Source organism: Agrococcus beijingensis (assembly GCF_030758955.1).
GTDB classification, from domain to species: domain Bacteria; phylum Actinomycetota; class Actinomycetes; order Actinomycetales; family Microbacteriaceae; genus Agrococcus; species Agrococcus beijingensis.
In genome coordinates this window covers 1,459,063-1,475,940 of sequence record NZ_CP132360.1, presented here as the reverse complement: position 1 = coordinate 1,475,940, position 16,878 = coordinate 1,459,063, and the positions used below count along the sequence as shown (strand labels likewise).

Genomic DNA, 16,878 nt, shown 5'->3' with positions numbered 1-16,878 from the left:
ACGCAGGACGGGCGGCGAGGAAGCCCCCGCCGCCCGTCCCGTGTCGGGATCCGATCAGGAGATCAGATCGTGCCCTTCTCGGCGAGGAGGCGCTGACGGTCCTCGTCGTCGACGTCGTGCAGCGAGATGCCCTTCGTCTCCTTGAGCACCAGGACCGCGACGAGCGTGATCGCGCAGGCGATCACCAGGTAGATCGCGACCGGGATGTGGCTGCCGAACTGGCCCAGCAGCGCAGTCGCGATGATCGGCGCGAGCGAGCCCGCGACGATCGACGTGACCTGGTAGCCGAGCGAGACGCCCGAGTAGCGCATGCGCGTCGGGAACAGCTCAGCCATGATCGCCGGCTGACCTGCGTACATGAGCGCGTGGAACGCGAGGCCCAGGATGATGCCGAGCAGGATGACGATGTCGTTGCCCGAGTCGAACATCGGGAAGGCGATGAAGCCCCACGACGCGCCCAGGATGACACCGGCGAGGTACATCGGCTTGCGGCCGACGGTGTCGACGAAGCGGCCCACGATCGGCACGAAGATGAAGTGCGCGACGTGCGCGATCGCCATCAGGCCGAGGATGCGGGAGACGTCGTACTCGAGGTAGGTGCGCAGGTAGACGATCGAGAACGTGACCACCAGGTAGTAGAGGATGTTCTCCGCCAGGCGCAGGCCCATGGCCGTCAGCACGCCCTTGGGGTAGCGCTTGAGCACCTCGAGCACGCCGTAGCCCTGTGCCTTTGACTGCGCGACCTCGTCGCGGACGTCCTGGAAGATCGGGGCGTCCTCGACACGGGTGCGGATGTAGTAGCCGACCGCGACGATGACGACCGAGAGCCAGAACGCGACGCGCCAGCCCCATGCCAGGAAGTCGTCGTCCGAGAGCGTCGCCTGCAGCACCAGCAGCACCAGCGTGGCGATCAGGTTGCCGGCGGGCACGGCGGCCTGCGGGAACGACGACCAGAAGCCGCGCTCCTTGTTGGGCGCGTGCTCCGCGACGAGCAGCACGCCGCCGCCCCACTCGCCGCCGACCGCGAAGCCCTGGAAGAAGCGCAGGATGACCAGCAGCGCCGGAGCCCAGTAGCCGATCTGGTCGAACGTCGGCAGGCAGCCCATGAGGAACGTGGCGACGCCGACGAGGATGATGGCGAACTGCAGCAGCTTCTTGCGGCCGAACTTGTCGCCGAAGTGGCCGAACACGATGCCGCCGAGCGGGCGGGCGATGAAGCCGACCGCGTAGGTCAGGAACGCGCTGATGATCGGGAAGTACGGGTCATCGCTCGCCGGGAACATGATGAGGTTGAAAACGATCGTCGATGCCGTGGCGTAGAGGAAGAACTCGTACCACTCGACGACCGTGCCGGCCATCGCTGCGGTGACGACCCTGCCGAGGCCGGAGCGCGAGTTGTCTCGCGACGCGCTCTCCCTCGAGGTGTCGTTGACGGACTGAGACATGCCTACCTCCTTGTAGGTGCACGGGACTGTGCCAGCGAGCAACCTAACATGACGTTGCGTTCAGGTGTGCACGCCGCGCGGAGACGCGAAAGGGGCGGACATCGCTCGGATGCCCGCCCCTTCGTCGATCGGATGCGTGTCAGTCGTCGGTGCGCGACCCGAAGACGATCTCGTCCCAGCTGGGCATGGCGGCGCGCGAGCCGCGCTTCTTGGCGCCGACGGGCCCCGTCGCCTGCGCCCGGTGGGGACGCTGCTCCTCGGCCTGCGCCTCTGCCTGGGGCTCCACCTCCAGCAGGGCCGGCTCGGTCTCGGCGGTGCGCAGCGCCGCCTCGCGCTCGCTGCGTCGCCGGCGGAGCGCGTCGAGCAGCTCGGCGGTGTGGTTCGGCTGGGTCGCCGCGGCGGGCCGGTTGATGGCGGCGGCCTGCACGTTCTCGGGCTGGCTGCCGACCTCGCCGGTGCGACGGCGCAGCCACGGGTTCTCGCTCTTCGTCGCCTCGCGGGGCCGATCGTCGACGCTCGACTCGGTCGCGGTCGACGACGCGACGGCCTCCTCGAGGCCGACGCCGGGCTCGACCGGGCTGGGCGCCGATCGCGTCGTGCCGCGCTGGATGCGGAACGCGTCGGAGTCGAACCTGCCGGTGTCGCCGGTCGCGGCGCGCTGCGAGATCGGGGGAGCAGGAGCCTCCGCGGGTGCCGGCGCGGAGCCCGCGGAGGCTGCTTCGGAAGCCTCCTGCTCGGGTGCGACCGGTCGCGTCTGGCGGTCGATGGCGCGCAGGCGCGGCACGAGCACGCTCGACGCGTCGCCCGACTGGCTCAGCGACGTGGCCTCCTTGCCGCGCGGCGTCAGCGTGGCCTTCTTGGGCTCGTAGCCCCACAGCGCCTCGTGCTGGATGCCCTCGGTCGTGAAGCGCAGGCGCACCAGCCAGACGCCGCCCTCGCCCTCCTTCCAGGAGGCCCAGGAGCGGTCGGATGCGTGCAGGTCGTCGAGCCGCTCCTCGATGGCGGCGCCGAAGGTCGTCTCGCCCGCGAGCGGGTCGATGTCGCCGGATGCCACGGGGATCGACAGCGCCGAGGAGAGCACGTGCGCGCGCTCGGCCAGCACCGGCCCCTCGAAGCGCTCGACGTAGGCGAGCTCCTCGCCGGTCGACGACGCGACCTCCTCGGCGGACATGCCGCCGCGGATGAAGGCCTGGATGTCGCGCGGGCTGGCCTTGCGATCCCGGTGGGGGATCGCCGCCTGCTGCTTGCGGTGCTCGGGGAGTGCGGCGACGGGCACGCTGAAGCGCTCGCCGGACTCGGTCTCGAGGATGAGCACGTCGTCCTCGACGCCGATGACGCTCAGCTGCTGCATGTTCGTCGGTCCTTCCTGGCGGTGTCGGTTCGTGCCAGCATCCCACGCGGACCGGGGACGGCTCGGGAATGGTGCGGGCGCGCCGCGCGTTCGGTGGGGTAGAGCACTGCGGAACGTCGGCGCTCGTTCGGCAGGAATCGGCCCGGCAGATATCTGATTTGCCAGGGCGTGAGGTTTCGTGTTGAATATGCGCCGACGCCGCCCACCACCCCCAGCAAGGACTGCCAGATGGCCACCGACTACGACGCCCCCCGCAAGACCGACGACGAGAACGAGTCGATCGAGGCGCTCAAGGAGCGTGTCCCTGCGAAGAGCGTCTCCACCGACGAGGATGCCGACAACCCGGGCAGCTTCGATCTCTCCGCCGCCGACCTCGCCGACGTCGAGCTCGACGTCGTCGTGCTGCCGGCGCAGGAGGACGAGTTCACCTGCGTGAGCTGCTTCCTGGTGAAGCACCGCCTGCAGTTCGACCACGAGACCAAGCTCGGCCCGATCTGCCGCGAGTGCACGTGATCGATCGACCCTGAGCGTTCCACCCAGAGCGATGCGAGCCCCGAGCCGGTGACGGCCGGGGCTCGACTGCTACCTGGCCGCTTCGATGGCGGCGGCGAGGCGCTCGGGCCGACGCGAGCTGATGACCCAGGCGGGAGTCGGGTCGCTGGGATCCGCCACCGGCACGTGCACGAGCGTGCGCGTCCATGGGGAGATCACGTGGTGCGCGTCGGGCTGCCAACCCGCGCGCATCTGCGCCTTCGCGTCGTCGCCGAGCTTGGGCTCTGCGGTGCCGAGGTGCTCCACCTCGATGCGGGCGCGACCGGCGCGCAGGGTGCCGCCCTGCACCTCGACCACGGGCGCGGCCAGCCACAGCAGCGCGACCACGGCGAGATAGATGCCGATCGCCAGCGCGACCCCCACCTGCGGGTTCACCGGCAGGAACACGAGCAGCACGGCGGGCACGATGAGCAGCAGGACCAGCAGCAGCCACCACGGCGGCGCGAGCCGCTCGCGGTACGAGGGGGCGGTTTCCATGCCCCCATCCTCTCGCGACTCGGCCGTGCGTTTTCCCACGCGGCCTCGCTCGGATAGCCTCGGTGCGATGGAGCAGGTCGAAGTCCTCATCACCGGATCGCCGGTGCCGTCCTACGCGCACCCCGGCGATGCCGGTGCCGACGTGCACGCCGCGGAGGCGCTCACGCTCGAGCCCGGCCAGCGAGCGCTCGTCGCCACGGGCATCGCGATCGCGCTGCCCGACGGCTACGCCGCGTTCGTGCACCCGCGCAGCGGGCTGGCGGCGAAGCACGGCATCACGATCGTGAACGCACCGGGCACGGTCGACGCGGGCTACCGCGGTGAGATCAAGGTCAACCTGCTCAACACCGGCGGCGAGCCGCACCGCATCGAGGTGGGCGACCGCATCGCCCAGCTGATCGTGCAGCGCGTCGAGCGCGCGCGCTTCATCGCGGTCGAGCGGCTGCCGGGATCGGATCGGGGTGAGCGCGGGCACGGATCCACCGGCCGCGGCGCCGCACCGGAGGGGACCGCACGATGACGGACACCACAGACAGCACCGAAGAGCTGCCCGACGAGGAGCAGCTCGTCGACAAGAGCGCCCCGGAGGACCGCGCGGTCGCCGGGCCGCTCGACGAGTCCGAGGCGCCGGTGCGCCCGTACGTCGATCTGGGCGGGCTGCGGATCGTGCCCCGGCCCGGCATGCAGATGCGGCTCGAGGTCGAGGAGAAGACGAAGCGCATCGTCGCCGTCACGCTCGAGCACGAGGGCTCGACCGTGCAGCTCCAGCCGTTCGCCGCCCCGCGCAGCGAGGGCATCTGGGAGCCGGTGCGCGAGGTGCTGCGCGCGCAGCTCGAGCGCCAGGGCGCGTCGGTCGAGGAGGCCGACGGGCCGCTGGGCCCCGAGCTCCGCGCCCGCCTCACGGTCGGCCCCGACGGCGCCCCGCGGGCGGTGCGCATCATCGGCGTCGACGGCCCGCGCTGGATGCTGCAGGGCCTCATCGGCGGCAACGCGGCGGTCGACGACGCGCAGGCGGAGAAGGCCTTCGAGCTGTTCCGCTCGACGGTGGTGTGCCGCGGCGTGCAGCCGATGCCCCCGCGCGACCTCATCCCCCTGAGCGCACCGAAGCCGGTCTGACGTGACCGACGACCGGCAGCAGGAGCCGGAGCCGACGTTCGCCGACCAGGTGGGCGCGGCGATCCGCAGCTCGAAGCTCGGCCACCTCGACCCCTCGGCGAAGCCCTCGGCCGACGCGCTGCTGGGCGCGATGGGCGGGGTGCGCGGCCTCTTCGAGTCGCTGCTGCCCGGCATCCTCTTCCTGGTCCTGTACGCGACGACCAAGGACGTGCTGATCTCGGTGCTCGTGCCGCTAGTCGTCTCGGTCGGCTTCGTGACCTGGCGGGTCGTGCAGAAGGGCCAGCCCGTGCTCGCCTTCGCCGGGCTCATCGGCGTCGGCATCTCCGCCGCGGTGGCGCTCATCACCGGCCAGGGGGAGGACAACTTCCTCTGGGGCTTCACCGTCAACGCGGTGCTCGTGGTCGTGCTGCTCGTGAGCATGCTCGCGCGCCGGCCGCTGGTCGGCCTGATCGCCGGCGGGCTGACCGCGAAGCCCTACGCCTGGCGCACCGAGCGGGCGAAGCGCGCGGTCGCCTGGCGCGCGACCGTGCTGTGGCTCGTGGTCATCGGCGCCCGCCTGGCGATCCAGGTGCCGATGTACCTCGCCGCCGACGCCGGCGTGCGCGGCGCGGTCGAGGCGCTGGCCGCCACCAAGCTCGTCATGGGCGTGCCGCTGTACCTTGCCGCGCTGTGGGTCTCGTGGCTGATGGTCCGCGCGGTGCTCGACACGCCTGCAGATGCCGAGACCTCCACGTCGGAGTAAGGTATCTTGACGTCAAGATATCTCGCCTCGAGGCCGTTGTGATCAGCAGACCGAGGCATACACTCGAGGCGCAGCCAGCGCATCCCGCGAGACCCTGAGGAGTCACGATGGCGAACCCCAACAGCTTCGGCAGCAAGAACACGCTGTCGGTCGGCGGCACCGACTACACCTACTACCGCATCGACACGGTCGCGGGCCATGAGCGGCTGCCCTTCAGCCTCAAGGTGCTGCTCGAGAACCTGCTGCGCACCGAGGACGGCGCGAACGTCACGAAGGCGCAGATCGAGGCACTCGGGTCGTGGGATGCCGCGGCCGAGCCCGACGTCGAGATCCAGTTCTCGCCGGCGCGCGTCGTGCTGCAGGACTTCACCGGCGTGCCCTGCATCGTCGACCTCGCCACCATGCGCGAGGCCGTGGCCGAGCTCGGCGGCGACGCCACCAGGATCAACCCGCTCGCGCCGGTCGAGCTCGTCATCGACCACTCGGTCATCGCCGACCTGTTCGGCACGCCCGACGCCTTCGAGCGCAACGTCGAGATCGAGTACCAGCGCAACGGCGAGCGCTACCAGTTCCTCCGCTGGGGCCAGACGGCCTTCGACGACTTCAAGGTCGTTCCGCCGGGCACCGGCATCGTGCACCAGGTCAACATCGAGAACCTCGCGAAGGTCACCTACTCGCGCGAGTTCGGCGGCGAGCTGACGGCCTACCCCGACACCGTGGTGGGCACCGACTCGCACACGACGATGGTCAACGGCCTCGGCGTGCTCGGCTGGGGCGTGGGCGGCATCGAGGCGGAGGCCGCGATGCTCGGCCAGTCCGTGTCGATGCTCATCCCGCGCGTCGTCGGCTTCAAGCTCTCCGGCCAGATCGCCACGGGCGTGACGGCGACGGATGTGGTGCTCACGATCACCGAGATGCTCCGCAAGCACGGCGTCGTCGGCAAGTTCGTCGAGTTCTACGGCACGGGCGTCGGCGCCGTGCCGCTCGCCAACCGCGCGACGATCGGCAACATGAGCCCCGAGTTCGGCTCGACCGCCGCGATCTTCCCGATCGACGACGTCACGCTCGACTACCTGCGCCTGACGGGCCGCGACGAGCAGCAGGTCGCGCTCGTCGAGGCGTACTCGAAGGAGCAGGGCCTGTGGCACGACCCGTCGGTGGAGCCCGTCTTCTCCGAGTACCTCGAGCTCGACCTCGGCACCGTCGTGCCCTCGATCGCCGGCCCGAAGCGCCCCCAGGACCGCATCGAGCTCTCTGCCGCGAAGACGCAGTTCGCCAAGGACATCGTCGACTACGCGACGGCCGCGACGTCCAACGACGTCGTCGACCTCGAGTCGAAGCACTCGTTCCCCGCCTCCGACCCGGGCGCCGTGCCCGGCGAGGAGGAGGTGGCCACCCGCGAGGTGCACATCAGCAGCGGCATCCCCACCGAGCTCTCGAAGCCCGTGTCGGTGACCACGCCCGAGGGCGAGACCTACACGCTCGACAACGGCGCCGTCACCATCGCCGCCATCACGTCGTGCACCAACACCTCGAACCCCTCGGTCATGCTCGCGGCGGGCCTGCTCGCCCGCAAGGCCGTCGAGCGCGGCCTCAAGGCCAAGCCGTGGGTCAAGACCACGCTGGCCCCCGGGTCGAAGGTCGTCACCGAGTACTACGACAAGTCGGGCCTCACCAAGGACCTCGACGAGCTCGGCTTCTACACCGTCGGCTATGGCTGCACGACCTGCATCGGCAACTCGGGCCCGCTGATCGAGGAGGTCTCGGCCGCGATCAACGAGCACGACCTCGCCGTGACGGCGGTGCTCTCGGGCAACCGCAACTTCGAGGGCCGCATCAACCCCGACGTGAAGATGAACTACCTCGCGTCGCCGCCGCTCGTCATCGCCTACTCGCTCGCCGGCACGATGGACTTCGACTTCGAGACGCAGTCCCTCGGCAAGGGCAAGGACGGCCAGGACGTCTTCCTCGCCGACATCTGGCCCTCCGCCGAGGAGGTGCAGTCGACGATCGACTCGTCGATCGACACGCAGATGTTCCTCCGGCAGTACTCGGCCGTGTTCGACGGCGACGACCGCTGGCGCAGCCTGCCCACGCCCGACGGCAACGTCTTCGAGTGGGACGCGGAGTCGACCTACGTGCGCAAGCCCCCGTACTTCGACGGCATGACGATGGAGCTCACGCCGGTCTCCGACATCTCCGGGGCGCGCGTGCTCGCGAAGCTCGGCGACTCGGTCACCACCGACCACATCTCGCCCGCCGGCAACATCAAGGCCGACAGCCCCGCCGGCCAGTACCTGACCGAGCACGGCGTCGAGCGCAAGGACTTCAACTCCTACGGCTCGCGCCGCGGCAACCACGAGGTGATGATCCGCGGCACGTTCGCGAACATCCGTCTGAAGAATCAGCTGCTCGACGGCGTCGAGGGCGGCTTCACGCGCGACTTCACGAGCCCCGAGGCCCCGCAGGCCGCGATCTACGACGCATCCATCAACTACCAGGCGCAGGGCACCCCGCTCGTCGTGCTCGGCGGCAAGGAGTACGGCTCGGGCTCGAGCCGTGACTGGGCTGCCAAGGGCACGAGCCTGCTCGGCGTCAAGGCGGTCATCACCGAGTCGTTCGAGCGCATCCACCGCTCCAACCTCATCGGCATGGGCGTCGTGCCGCTGCAGTTCCCCGCAGGCGAGAGCTGGGAGTCGCTGGGCCTCGACGGCACCGAGGTCATCTCGATCTCGGGCCTGACCGAGCTGAACGAGGGCCGCACGCCGAAGACGGTGCACGTCACCGCCGATCCGAGCGAGCACAGCCCTGAGGGCAAGCAGACCGTCGAGTTCGACGCGGTCGTGCGCATCGACACGCCCGGAGAGGCCGACTACTACCGCAACGGCGGCATCCTGCAGTACGTGCTGCGCTCGCTGGTCTGATCGACAGCGCCTGAACGGCCCCGTGCTCCGTGAGGAGCGCGGGGCCGTCTCCGTCCGCCCTCAGCCCCAGCGGGCGCGACTACCATGGTCGGATCATGACGATCCTCGAGCAGATCACCGGTCCGCGCGACCTCGACCGCCTCTCGCCCGCCGAGCTCACCGAGCTGGCGGCGGAGATCCGCGCGTTCCTCATCCGCGAGGTCGCCCGCACCGGCGGCCACCTCGGACCGAACTTGGGCGTGGTCGAGCTGACCATGGCGATGCACCGCGTGTTCGACTCGCCGCGGGACGCCTTCGTCTTCGACACCGGTCACCAGTCGTACGTGCACAAGCTGCTCACCGGCCGGCAGGACTTCTCGCGGCTGCGCCAGAAGGGCGGCCTCGCCGGCTACCCGCAGCGCAGCGAGAGCGAGCACGACATCGTCGAGTCGAGCCACGCATCCTCGTCGCTGTCCTGGGCCGACGGGATCAGCCGCGCCTTCGACATCACCGGTCAGCACGACCGCAGCGTCGTCGCGGTGGTAGGCGACGGCGCGCTCACCGGCGGCATGACGTGGGAGGCGCTCAACAACATCTCCGACGACAACCGGCGCCGGCTGGTGATCGTCGTGAACGACAACGGCCGCTCGTACGCGCCCACGATCGGCGGCATGGCGCGCTTCCTGAACGGCGTGCGCACCCAGCGCTCGTACACGAGCCTGCGCGGCAAGTCCGAGCGCCTCTTCTCCCACCTCGGCCACCCGGGCCGGGCGGTCTACCGCGGCGTGCGCGGCGCGACGCACGGCTTCCTGACGCGCTTCGTCAACAACGAGGTGCTCTACTCGAACCTCGACATCAAGTACCTCGGCCCGATCCACGGTCACGACCTCGGCGCGCTCGAGGAGGCGCTGACGCAGGCGCGCGACTTCGGCGCCCCGGTGATCGTGCACGTGATCACGCAGAAGGGCCAGGGCTTCGACCCGGCCATCAACGACGAGGCCGACCAGTTCCACGCCGTCGGCCAGATCGACCCCGAGACGGGGGAGTCGCTCTCGAGCGCCGGGCGGCCGTCGTGGACGAGCGTCTTCGCCGACGAGCTTGTGGCGCTCGCCAAGCAGGACGAGCGCATCGTCGGCATCACCGCGGCGATGCTGCGCCCCACCGGCCTCGACCGCCTCGCCGCGCACGACGCCTCGCGAGTGCTCGATGTGGGCATCGCCGAGCAGCACGCGGTGACGACCGCGGCGGGCCTCGCCTACGGCGGCCTGCACCCGGTCGTCGCGATCTACGCCACCTTCATCAATCGGGCGTTCGACCAGGTGCTGATGGATGTCGCCCTCCACAGGGCGGGCGTGACGTTCGTGCTCGATCGGGCAGGCGTCACGGGTCCCGACGGCCCCAGCCACCACGGCATGTGGGATCTGGCGCTGCTGCAGTTCGTGCCGGGCATCCGTCTCAACGCCCCGCGCGACGCCGCGCGGCTGCAGGAGGCGCTCCGCGAGGCGGTCGCGGTCGACGACGCGCCCACCGTCATCCGCTACCCGAAGGGCTCGGTGCCGAACGAGCTCGAGGCCGCGCGGCGCACCGCCGACGGCGTCGACGTGCTGCGCGAGGCGGCGCACCGCGACGTGCTGATCATCGCCATCGGCTCGTTCGCGCACCTGGCGATGGATGTCGCCGACCGCGTGCAGGCGCAGGGCATCGGCGTCACCGTCGTCGACCCGCGCTGGGTCGTGCCGGTCGCCGGCTCGATCGTCGAGCTCGCGCGCGAGCACCGCATCGTCATCACGCTCGAGGACGGCGTCCGCGTCGGCGGTATCGGCACGCGCGTGCGCCAGGAGCTGCGCGCGGCGGGCGTCGACACCCCGGTCGACGAGCTCGGCCTGCCTGGCGAGTTCATCGACCATGCGGAGCGGGGCGAGATCCTCGAGGAGGTCGGCCTCTCCGCGCAGGCGATCGCGCGCAACATCGTGCAGCAGGTGCTCGGCACCGGGCGCGTGCCGGTCGCGCGGCGGCTCCCCGAGGAGCAGCAGCTGCACCTCGACGCCCCGGCGACGTCGAGCGCGCCGCAGGCGACCGACTGAGGCCGCTCTCCACAGCCCGTCGCATCCGACCCGCCGACGACAGGCGGTGTGCGCTTCCATGCCGCCATGGACGACATCACCCCAGACCGCCTGCTGGAGCTCGGCGATCTGCCCCTCGCCGACGAGGCCGCGCTGCTGGAGCGCGCCAGGACCCTGATCCAGCAGGGCTACGTGCGGCGGCTGTGGCTGCTCGCGATCGATGAACGCGGTCTGCTCGTGCCGCAGCTCACGCAGCTCGACGATCCGCCGATCACGCCCGACGCCCCGGCGGTCGGTGCGCTGCGGCGCATCATCGGCTTCTTCGCCGACGCGGGGACGTCGCTGGCGGTCGTGCTCGAGCGGCCGGGATCTCCGTGGCCGTCGCCCGACGACTGGGCGTGGCACGACGTGATCCACCGCGCTGCGGCCGATCGCCCGGAGGCGCTGCGCGGTGTGCTGCTCGCGCACGGCTGCGGTGTCGACCTGCTCGAGCCCGACGCCGACGACGACGCCGACGGCCAGACCGGTGCCCGAAGGCCGCGACCCGACGCGGCGTAGGGTGCCGCCGTAGGGTGGCGGCATGACGTGGCTCCGCAGGCCAGGCCCTGCCGACGACAAGCGCTCGATGGGCGTGCTGGGCGTGATGACCGGCTCCGACCGCTACCCGGGGGCCGCGGTGCTCGGCGTGGAGGCGGCCTGGCGCACCGGTGCCGGCATGGTGCGGCTCTGGGCGCCGCGCCGGGTGCAGGACCTCGTGCTCGCCCGCAGGCCCGAGACCGTCTGCCACGACCTGAGCGAGCAGCCGGACGATGCGGCGGCCGATGTCGACGCGTGGCTGCTCGGCTCCGGGCAGGACGCCCGCGAGCGCGGCTCGGCGCTGCGCTCCGCGCTGCTGGCGGCGCTCGCCTCGGGCGCGCCCTGCGTGGTCGATGCCGGAGCCCTCGACCTGGTCGGCGGTCACGCGGGCCCTGCGGTCATCACCCCGCACGCCGGCGAGCTCGCGCGCCTGCTCGCGCAGCTCGGCATCGCGACCGACGACGAAGACGAGCGGATGCGTGGCACGTGCGCCGCCGCCGCGCTCGATGCCGTCGTGGTCGCCAAGGGCGCCGCGACGCGGGTCTTCGCTCCGGGCGGCCGCACCGCCACCGTCGCCGCGGCCACCCATCGGCTCGCCACCGCGGGCACCGGCGATGTGCTGGCCGGCATCCTCGGCGCGATCGTGGCGGCGAACGCCGCTGCGGCGAGCGACGCTTCCGACCTCGCCGCGATGGCAGCCCAGGCGGTCGCGCTGCACGGGGCGGCCGCGGCGCTCGCCGCCGAGGGCGATCGCCCGATCGTGGCGCTCGACGTCGCCGAGCGGCTGCCCGAGGCGGTCGCCGCCGCGCTCAGTCGCTGACGGGCCGCAGGAAGCCGGTGACGACGAGTTCGCGCACGCGCGGGAGCAGGTCGGCGGACAGCACCGCCTCGTCGACCTCGAGCAGGCCCGCGATCGCGCCGATGAGCGCGCCGACGGGCAGCTCGCCGTCGCACGCGCCCACCAGCGCCGCGAGCGCGGTGTCGACCGACAGCGTGCGCCCGAGCGCGCCGCCCTGGCGCAGCTCGATCACGTTGGGCCCGGAGGCGCCGGGCCGCTGGTGACGGGCCTCGGTGACGTCGGCCGCCACGGTCAGGTGCTGCGCGGCGAGCGCGGCGTCGTCGACGCCGTGCAGCCAGGCGGCGTCGTCGAACGCGGCGGCGAGGTGCGCGCCGGCGTGCTCGAGCGCGACGGGCTGCGCGACCGCTTCGAAGCGGCGCGGCGTCGCGGGCTCGGCCCTGCGCGCCGCGAGCCAGCCCATCCCGATCGCATCGACGCCGCGGGCGGAGAAGTCGTCGAGCCAGGCCGTCATCAGTGCGTCATGCTCGGCGTCGCGGGGGAGCGTGCCGCCGTCGCGCAGCCAGAGCTCCGCGTAGCGCACGGGGTCGAGGGCGTCGCGCTCGATGGCCCACGCGGCGAGGCCGTCGCTCCACGCCGCGACGCGCTCGAGCCCCGGCTCGCCGTCGACCGTCTCCCAGTTGCCCAGCAGGCGAGCGTCGCCGCCCGGCTCCAGGTGCGCCGCGAGCCCCCGCACGACCTCCGCCATCAGCGCGTCGCCCGTGCGGCCGCCGTCGCGGTACTCGTACTCGGGCACGCCCTCCGCGCGCGGCGTGATGACGAACGGCGGGTTCGAGGCGATCAGGTCGAAGCGCTCTCCGTCGACGGGCTCGTACAGCGAGCCGAGCCGGGTCTCGATGCCGTCGACGCCGTTCAGCGCGGCGTTGAGGGCGGCGAACCGCAGCGCTCGCTCGGAGATGTCGGTCGCCACGACCGACCGGGCGAGACGACGCAGGTGCAGGGCGATGACCCCGCAGCCCGTGCCCAGGTCGAGCGCCCGTTCGGCCTCGACCGGCGGCAGCAGCTGGGCGAGGGTGCGGGCGGCGCCGCCGACGCCGAGCACGTGGTCGGGGCGCAGCGGCCAGACGCCGGAGAGCTCGTCGAGGTCGCTGGCGATCCACCACTCGCCAGCCCCGACGGCGTCGCGGAACCGGTAGGGGCGGATCGTCAGCAGCGGCGTCGCCGTGCCGTCCGCGACGCGGACGAGGCCGAGCGCGACCGCACCGTCGACGCCCAGCGTCGGCAGCGCATCCGCCACCTCTGCCTCGGGCACCGCGTCGCCGAGCAGCAGCACGCGCACCAGCGTCGCGAGCGCGCCGGGGGAGCGCAGGGCCGCGCGGCGTGCCGGGGCCGCGACCATGCGGTCGATCGCGGCCTGGGCGTCGGCGCCGAGCAGCGCGACGACGCCCTCGCCCGTGAAGCGCGAGGCTCCGAGGTCACGGGCGAGGGCGTCGATGTCGGAGCGCGGCTGCATCGCTCCAGTCTGCCGGAGGATCAGGCGGCGGGGCCCGCGATCCGCGGCTCGTGGAACGCGCCGCCGAAGACCCGCTCGGAGGCGCCGACCCGGTCGAGGTACGGCGTGATGCCGCCCATCTGGAACGGCCAGCCGGCGCCGAGGATCATGCAGAGGTCGATGTCCTCGGCGGCCTCCACGACTCCGTCGTCGAGCATCCGCTTGATCTCGTCGGCCAGGCCGTCCTCGATGCGCAGGCGCAGCGCATCGACCGAGAGCGGCTCGGCGCCGGCGGGCGTGTGCTTCGCGACGATCTTCTTCGCGCGCTTGTCGATGCCCTTCGCCTCGCCCTTGCCGTCCTTGTCGAGCAGCACGCCCGCCTCGGCCAGCTCGTGCAGCGCCTTCGACTCGAAGAAGCGGTCGGGGAACGCGCCGTGGTGCGTGTCGAGCACGTGCGCGCCCACCTTGAGGCCGACCAGATCGAGCAGCACGAACGGGTCCATCGGGAAGCCGAAGCCGCGCTGCGCCTCGACGACCGACTCGAAGGGCGTGCCCTGCTCGACCGCGTGCATGGCCTCGCCGAGCAGCTTCGCGAGCACGCGGTTGACGACGAACCCGGGGGTGTCGCGCGTGATGACGGCGGTCTTCTTGAGGTCCTTCGCGACGCGCATCGCGGTCGCGAGGGTGGCGTCGTCGGTCGACGGGGTCCTGACGACCTCGACGAGCGGCATCACGGCCACCGGGTTGAAGAAGTGGAAGCCGACCAGGCGCTCCGGGTGCTCGAGCGCCGACGCCATCGCCTCGATCGACAGCCCCGACGTGTTCGTCGCCAGCACGGCCTCCGGGCTGAGGTGCGGCTCGACCTCGCGGAAGACCTGCTGCTTGACCGAGAGCTCCTCGAACACCGCCTCGATCACCCAGTCGCAGTCGGCGAAGTCGGCCTTGTCGACCGTGCCCGAGATCAGCGCCGAGAGGCGCTGCTGCTCGTCGGTCGAGATGCGGCCCTTGCCGGCCAGCGCGTCGATCTCGCCGCGGATGCCCGCGACGGCCTTGTCGACCCGCGACTGGTCGAGGTCGGTGATGACGACCGGCACCTGCAGGCGACGCACGAACAGCAGTGCGAACTGGCTGGCCATGAGGCCGGCGCCGATGATGCCGACCTTCGTCACCTTCTTCGCGAGCTCCTTGTCGGGTGCGCCGGCAGGGCGCTTGGCGCGCTTCTGCACGAGGTCGAAGGCGTAGATCGACGCGACGAACTGGTCGCCGGGGATCAGCTCGGCGAGCGCCGCGTCCTCCGCGGCGAAGCCCGCGGCGCGGTCGTTCTTCTTCGCCAGCTCGATCACCTCGAGCGCGCGGTAGGGCGCCAGCGCCACCGTGCCGATCTTCTTCTCGAGCGTCTCGCGCGCGATCTTCAGCGCGATCGGCCACTTCACGGTGCGCTCGAGCGTGCCGGGCACGTGCGGCCGCTCGACCTTCTTGCCGCCCAGCACCGCGTCGGCCCAGGCGAGCGACGACTCGAGGAAGCTCGCCGGGCCGAACATCGCGTCGGCGATGCCCAGCTCGAGCGCCTCCGCCGGCTTCAGCACGCGCTGCTTGAGCGGGTTCTCGATGATCACCTTGAGGGCCCGCTCGATGCCGATCAGGTTCGGCAGGATCGTCGCGCCGCCCCAGCCGGGCACGAGGCCCAGGAACGTCTCGGGCAGCGCGACCGCGGGCGCCGCGGCGCTGATGGTGCGGTAGTCGGCGTTCAGGCCGATCTCGAGGCCGCCGCCGAGCGCGAGGCCGTTGATGAACACGAACGTCGGCACGGGTGCCTGGTGCAGCAGGCCGAGCACGCGGTGGCCGAGGCGCGGCAGCTCCGCGGCGGTCGCGCGGTCGGGCATCGAGCTCACGTTCGACAGGTCGGCGCCGGCGGCCAGGAAGTACGGCTTGCCGGTGACCGCGATCGCGTCGACCTCGCCGTTCGCCGCGCGCTCGCGCTGCGCCTCGAGCGCGTCGCCGAGCTCGAAGAGCGTGACGGGGCCGAGGGTCGACGGGCGCGTGTGGTCTCGCCCGTTGTCGAGCGTGATGAGGGCGAGCGTGCGGCCCGAGGCGAGCGCGATGTCGCGCACCAGGCTGTGCGTGACCACCTCGTCGAACGAGGCGGCAGCGAGCTTCGGGAACTCGTCGCGGATGGCCATCAGTTGCCCTTCCCGTAGCGCTTGTGGTGGGGGTTCTCCCAGATGACCGTGCCGCCCTGGCCGAGGCCGACGCACATGGCGGTGACGCCGTAGCGCACGTCGGGGCGCTGCTCGAACTGGCGGGCCAGCTGCAGCATGAGGCGCACGCCCGACGAGGCGAGCGGGTGGCCGATCGCGATCGCGCCGCCCCACGGGTTGACGCGCGCGTCGTCGTCGGCGATGCCGAAGTGGTCGGTGAACGACAGCACCTGCACCGCGAACGCCTCGTTCAGCTCGAACAGGCCGATGTCGTCGATGCCGAGGCCCGCCTTGCGCAGCGCCTTCTCGGTCGACGGCACGGGACCGATGCCCATGATGTCGGGGTCGACGCCGGCGAAGGCGAACGAGACCATGCGCATCTTGGTGGTCAGGCCGTGCTCCTTCGCGGCTGCGGCCGACGCGATGATCGACATCGTGGCGCCGTCGTTGAGGCCGGATGCGTTGCCCGCGGTCACGCGCCCGTGGTCGCGGAACGGGGTCTTCAGACCCGCCAGGCCCTCCATCGACGTCTCGGGGCGCGGCGCCTCGTCGGCCGTCGCCAGGCCCCAGCCTGCGGCGGACTGCGTGGCGACCGGCACGAGGTCGGGCTGGATGCTGCCCGCGGCGACGGCTGCGGCGTACTTCTGCTGCGAGCCGAGCGCGTAGCGGTCGGCTCGCTCCTTGGTGAGGTGCGGGAAGCGGTCATGGATGCGCTCGGCCGTCTTGCCCATGTTCAGCGCGTCCATCGAGACGAGCTTCTCGGCGACGAAGCGCGGGTTCGGGTCGGCGTCGAGGCCCATCGGGTGGCGGCCCATGTGCTCGACCCCGCCGGCGACGGCGATGTCGTAGGCGCCGAAGGCGATGCCGCCCGCGACGGCGGCGACGGCGGTCATGGCGCCGGCGCACATGCGGTCGATGGCGTAGCCCGGCACCGACACGGGCAGGCCGGCGAGCATGCCGACCGTGCGGCCGAGCGTGAGCCCCTGGTCGCCCTGCTGGGTGGTGGCTGCGATGGCGACCTCGTCGATGCGGTCGAGCGGCAGGCCCGGGTTCCGCTCGAGGAGACCCGTCAGCGCCTTGACCGCCAGGTCATCCGCTCGGGTCTGCCAGTACATGCCCTTCTCGCCCGCGCGCCCGAATGGGGTGCGGACGCCGTCCACGAACACG

At 71.8% G+C, this 16,878-nt stretch carries 14 protein-coding genes; 8 read left to right on the top strand and 6 right to left on the bottom strand.

Going from position 1 to position 16,878, the window contains the following annotated elements:
* Positions 1 to 62 precede the first annotated feature (62 nt).
* Both Q9250_RS07110 and sepH read right to left on the bottom strand, forming a co-directional pair.
* Complete coding sequence (locus tag Q9250_RS07110; protein WP_306231162.1) at positions 63 to 1,445, bottom strand: MFS transporter; 1,383 nt, start codon at positions 1,443 to 1,445, stop codon at positions 63 to 65.
* A 139-nt stretch (positions 1,446 to 1,584) separates the two neighbouring features.
* Complete coding sequence (sepH, locus tag Q9250_RS07105; RefSeq protein WP_306231161.1) at positions 1,585 to 2,796, bottom strand: septation protein SepH; 1,212 nt, start codon at positions 2,794 to 2,796, stop codon at positions 1,585 to 1,587.
* A gap of 228 nt (positions 2,797 to 3,024) precedes the next feature.
* Between sepH and Q9250_RS07100 the strand changes: the two genes are divergently transcribed.
* A complete protein-coding gene (locus Q9250_RS07100; RefSeq protein ID WP_306231160.1) occupies positions 3,025 to 3,309 on the top strand; it encodes a DUF4193 domain-containing protein in 285 nt (94 codons plus the stop codon).
* A 69-nt stretch (positions 3,310 to 3,378) separates the two neighbouring features.
* Here Q9250_RS07100 and Q9250_RS07095 read toward each other — a convergent pair whose 3' ends face one another.
* Entirely contained in the window at positions 3,379 to 3,825 is a 447-nt protein-coding gene (locus Q9250_RS07095; protein ID WP_306231158.1) for a DUF3093 domain-containing protein, read from the bottom strand.
* A gap of 67 nt (positions 3,826 to 3,892) precedes the next feature.
* Here Q9250_RS07095 and dut point away from each other — a divergent pair, with 67 nt between their 5' ends.
* The 7 genes from dut (at position 3,893) to Q9250_RS07060 (ending at position 12,045) form a co-directional block, all read left to right on the top strand.
* On the top strand, positions 3,893 to 4,345 hold the full coding sequence (gene dut, locus Q9250_RS07090; RefSeq protein ID WP_306231157.1) for a dUTP diphosphatase: 453 nt from the start codon (positions 3,893 to 3,895) through the stop codon (positions 4,343 to 4,345).
* On the top strand, positions 4,342 to 4,941 hold the full coding sequence (locus Q9250_RS07085; RefSeq protein ID WP_306231155.1) for a DUF3710 domain-containing protein: 600 nt from the start codon (positions 4,342 to 4,344) through the stop codon (positions 4,939 to 4,941). The genes dut and Q9250_RS07085 overlap by 4 nt, the downstream gene beginning before the upstream one ends.
* Position 4,942: 1 nt before the next feature.
* Complete coding sequence (locus Q9250_RS07080) at positions 4,943 to 5,683, top strand: DUF3159 domain-containing protein (protein ID WP_306231153.1); 741 nt, start codon at positions 4,943 to 4,945, stop codon at positions 5,681 to 5,683.
* A gap of 107 nt (positions 5,684 to 5,790) precedes the next feature.
* On the top strand, positions 5,791 to 8,607 hold the full coding sequence (gene acnA / locus Q9250_RS07075) for an aconitate hydratase AcnA (RefSeq protein WP_306231152.1): 2,817 nt from the start codon (positions 5,791 to 5,793) through the stop codon (positions 8,605 to 8,607).
* A 95-nt stretch (positions 8,608 to 8,702) separates the two neighbouring features.
* A complete protein-coding gene (dxs, locus tag Q9250_RS07070; protein WP_306231151.1) occupies positions 8,703 to 10,670 on the top strand; it encodes a 1-deoxy-D-xylulose-5-phosphate synthase in 1,968 nt (655 codons plus the stop codon).
* Positions 10,671 to 10,736: 66 nt separating this feature from the next.
* Positions 10,737 to 11,207, top strand: coding sequence for a hypothetical protein (locus Q9250_RS07065; RefSeq protein ID WP_306231150.1), 471 nt, complete (start codon positions 10,737 to 10,739; stop codon positions 11,205 to 11,207).
* A gap of 22 nt (positions 11,208 to 11,229) precedes the next feature.
* Positions 11,230 to 12,045 carry an ADP-dependent NAD(P)H-hydrate dehydratase gene (locus tag Q9250_RS07060; RefSeq protein ID WP_306231149.1) on the top strand — a complete coding sequence of 272 codons (816 nt, stop codon included), beginning with the start codon at positions 11,230 to 11,232 and terminating at the stop codon, positions 12,043 to 12,045.
* Here Q9250_RS07060 and Q9250_RS07055 read toward each other — a convergent pair.
* The 3 genes from Q9250_RS07055 to Q9250_RS07045 are packed head-to-tail and all read right to left on the bottom strand — an operon-like array spanning position 12,035 to position 16,877.
* Positions 12,035 to 13,534: a DUF7059 domain-containing protein gene (locus Q9250_RS07055; RefSeq protein WP_306231148.1), complete on the bottom strand. Its 1,500-nt coding sequence runs from the start codon at positions 13,532 to 13,534 to the stop codon at positions 12,035 to 12,037. The two genes, Q9250_RS07060 and Q9250_RS07055, sit on opposite strands and share 11 nt — an antisense overlap.
* A 20-nt stretch (positions 13,535 to 13,554) precedes the next feature.
* On the bottom strand, positions 13,555 to 15,693 hold the full coding sequence (locus tag Q9250_RS07050; protein ID WP_306231147.1) for a 3-hydroxyacyl-CoA dehydrogenase NAD-binding domain-containing protein: 2,139 nt from the start codon (positions 15,691 to 15,693) through the stop codon (positions 13,555 to 13,557).
* Positions 15,693 to 16,877, bottom strand: coding sequence for a thiolase family protein (locus tag Q9250_RS07045; RefSeq protein ID WP_422665101.1), 1,185 nt, complete (start codon positions 16,875 to 16,877; stop codon positions 15,693 to 15,695). Before Q9250_RS07045 ends, Q9250_RS07050 begins: the two co-directional genes overlap by 1 nt.
* Position 16,878: the final 1 nt, after the last annotated feature.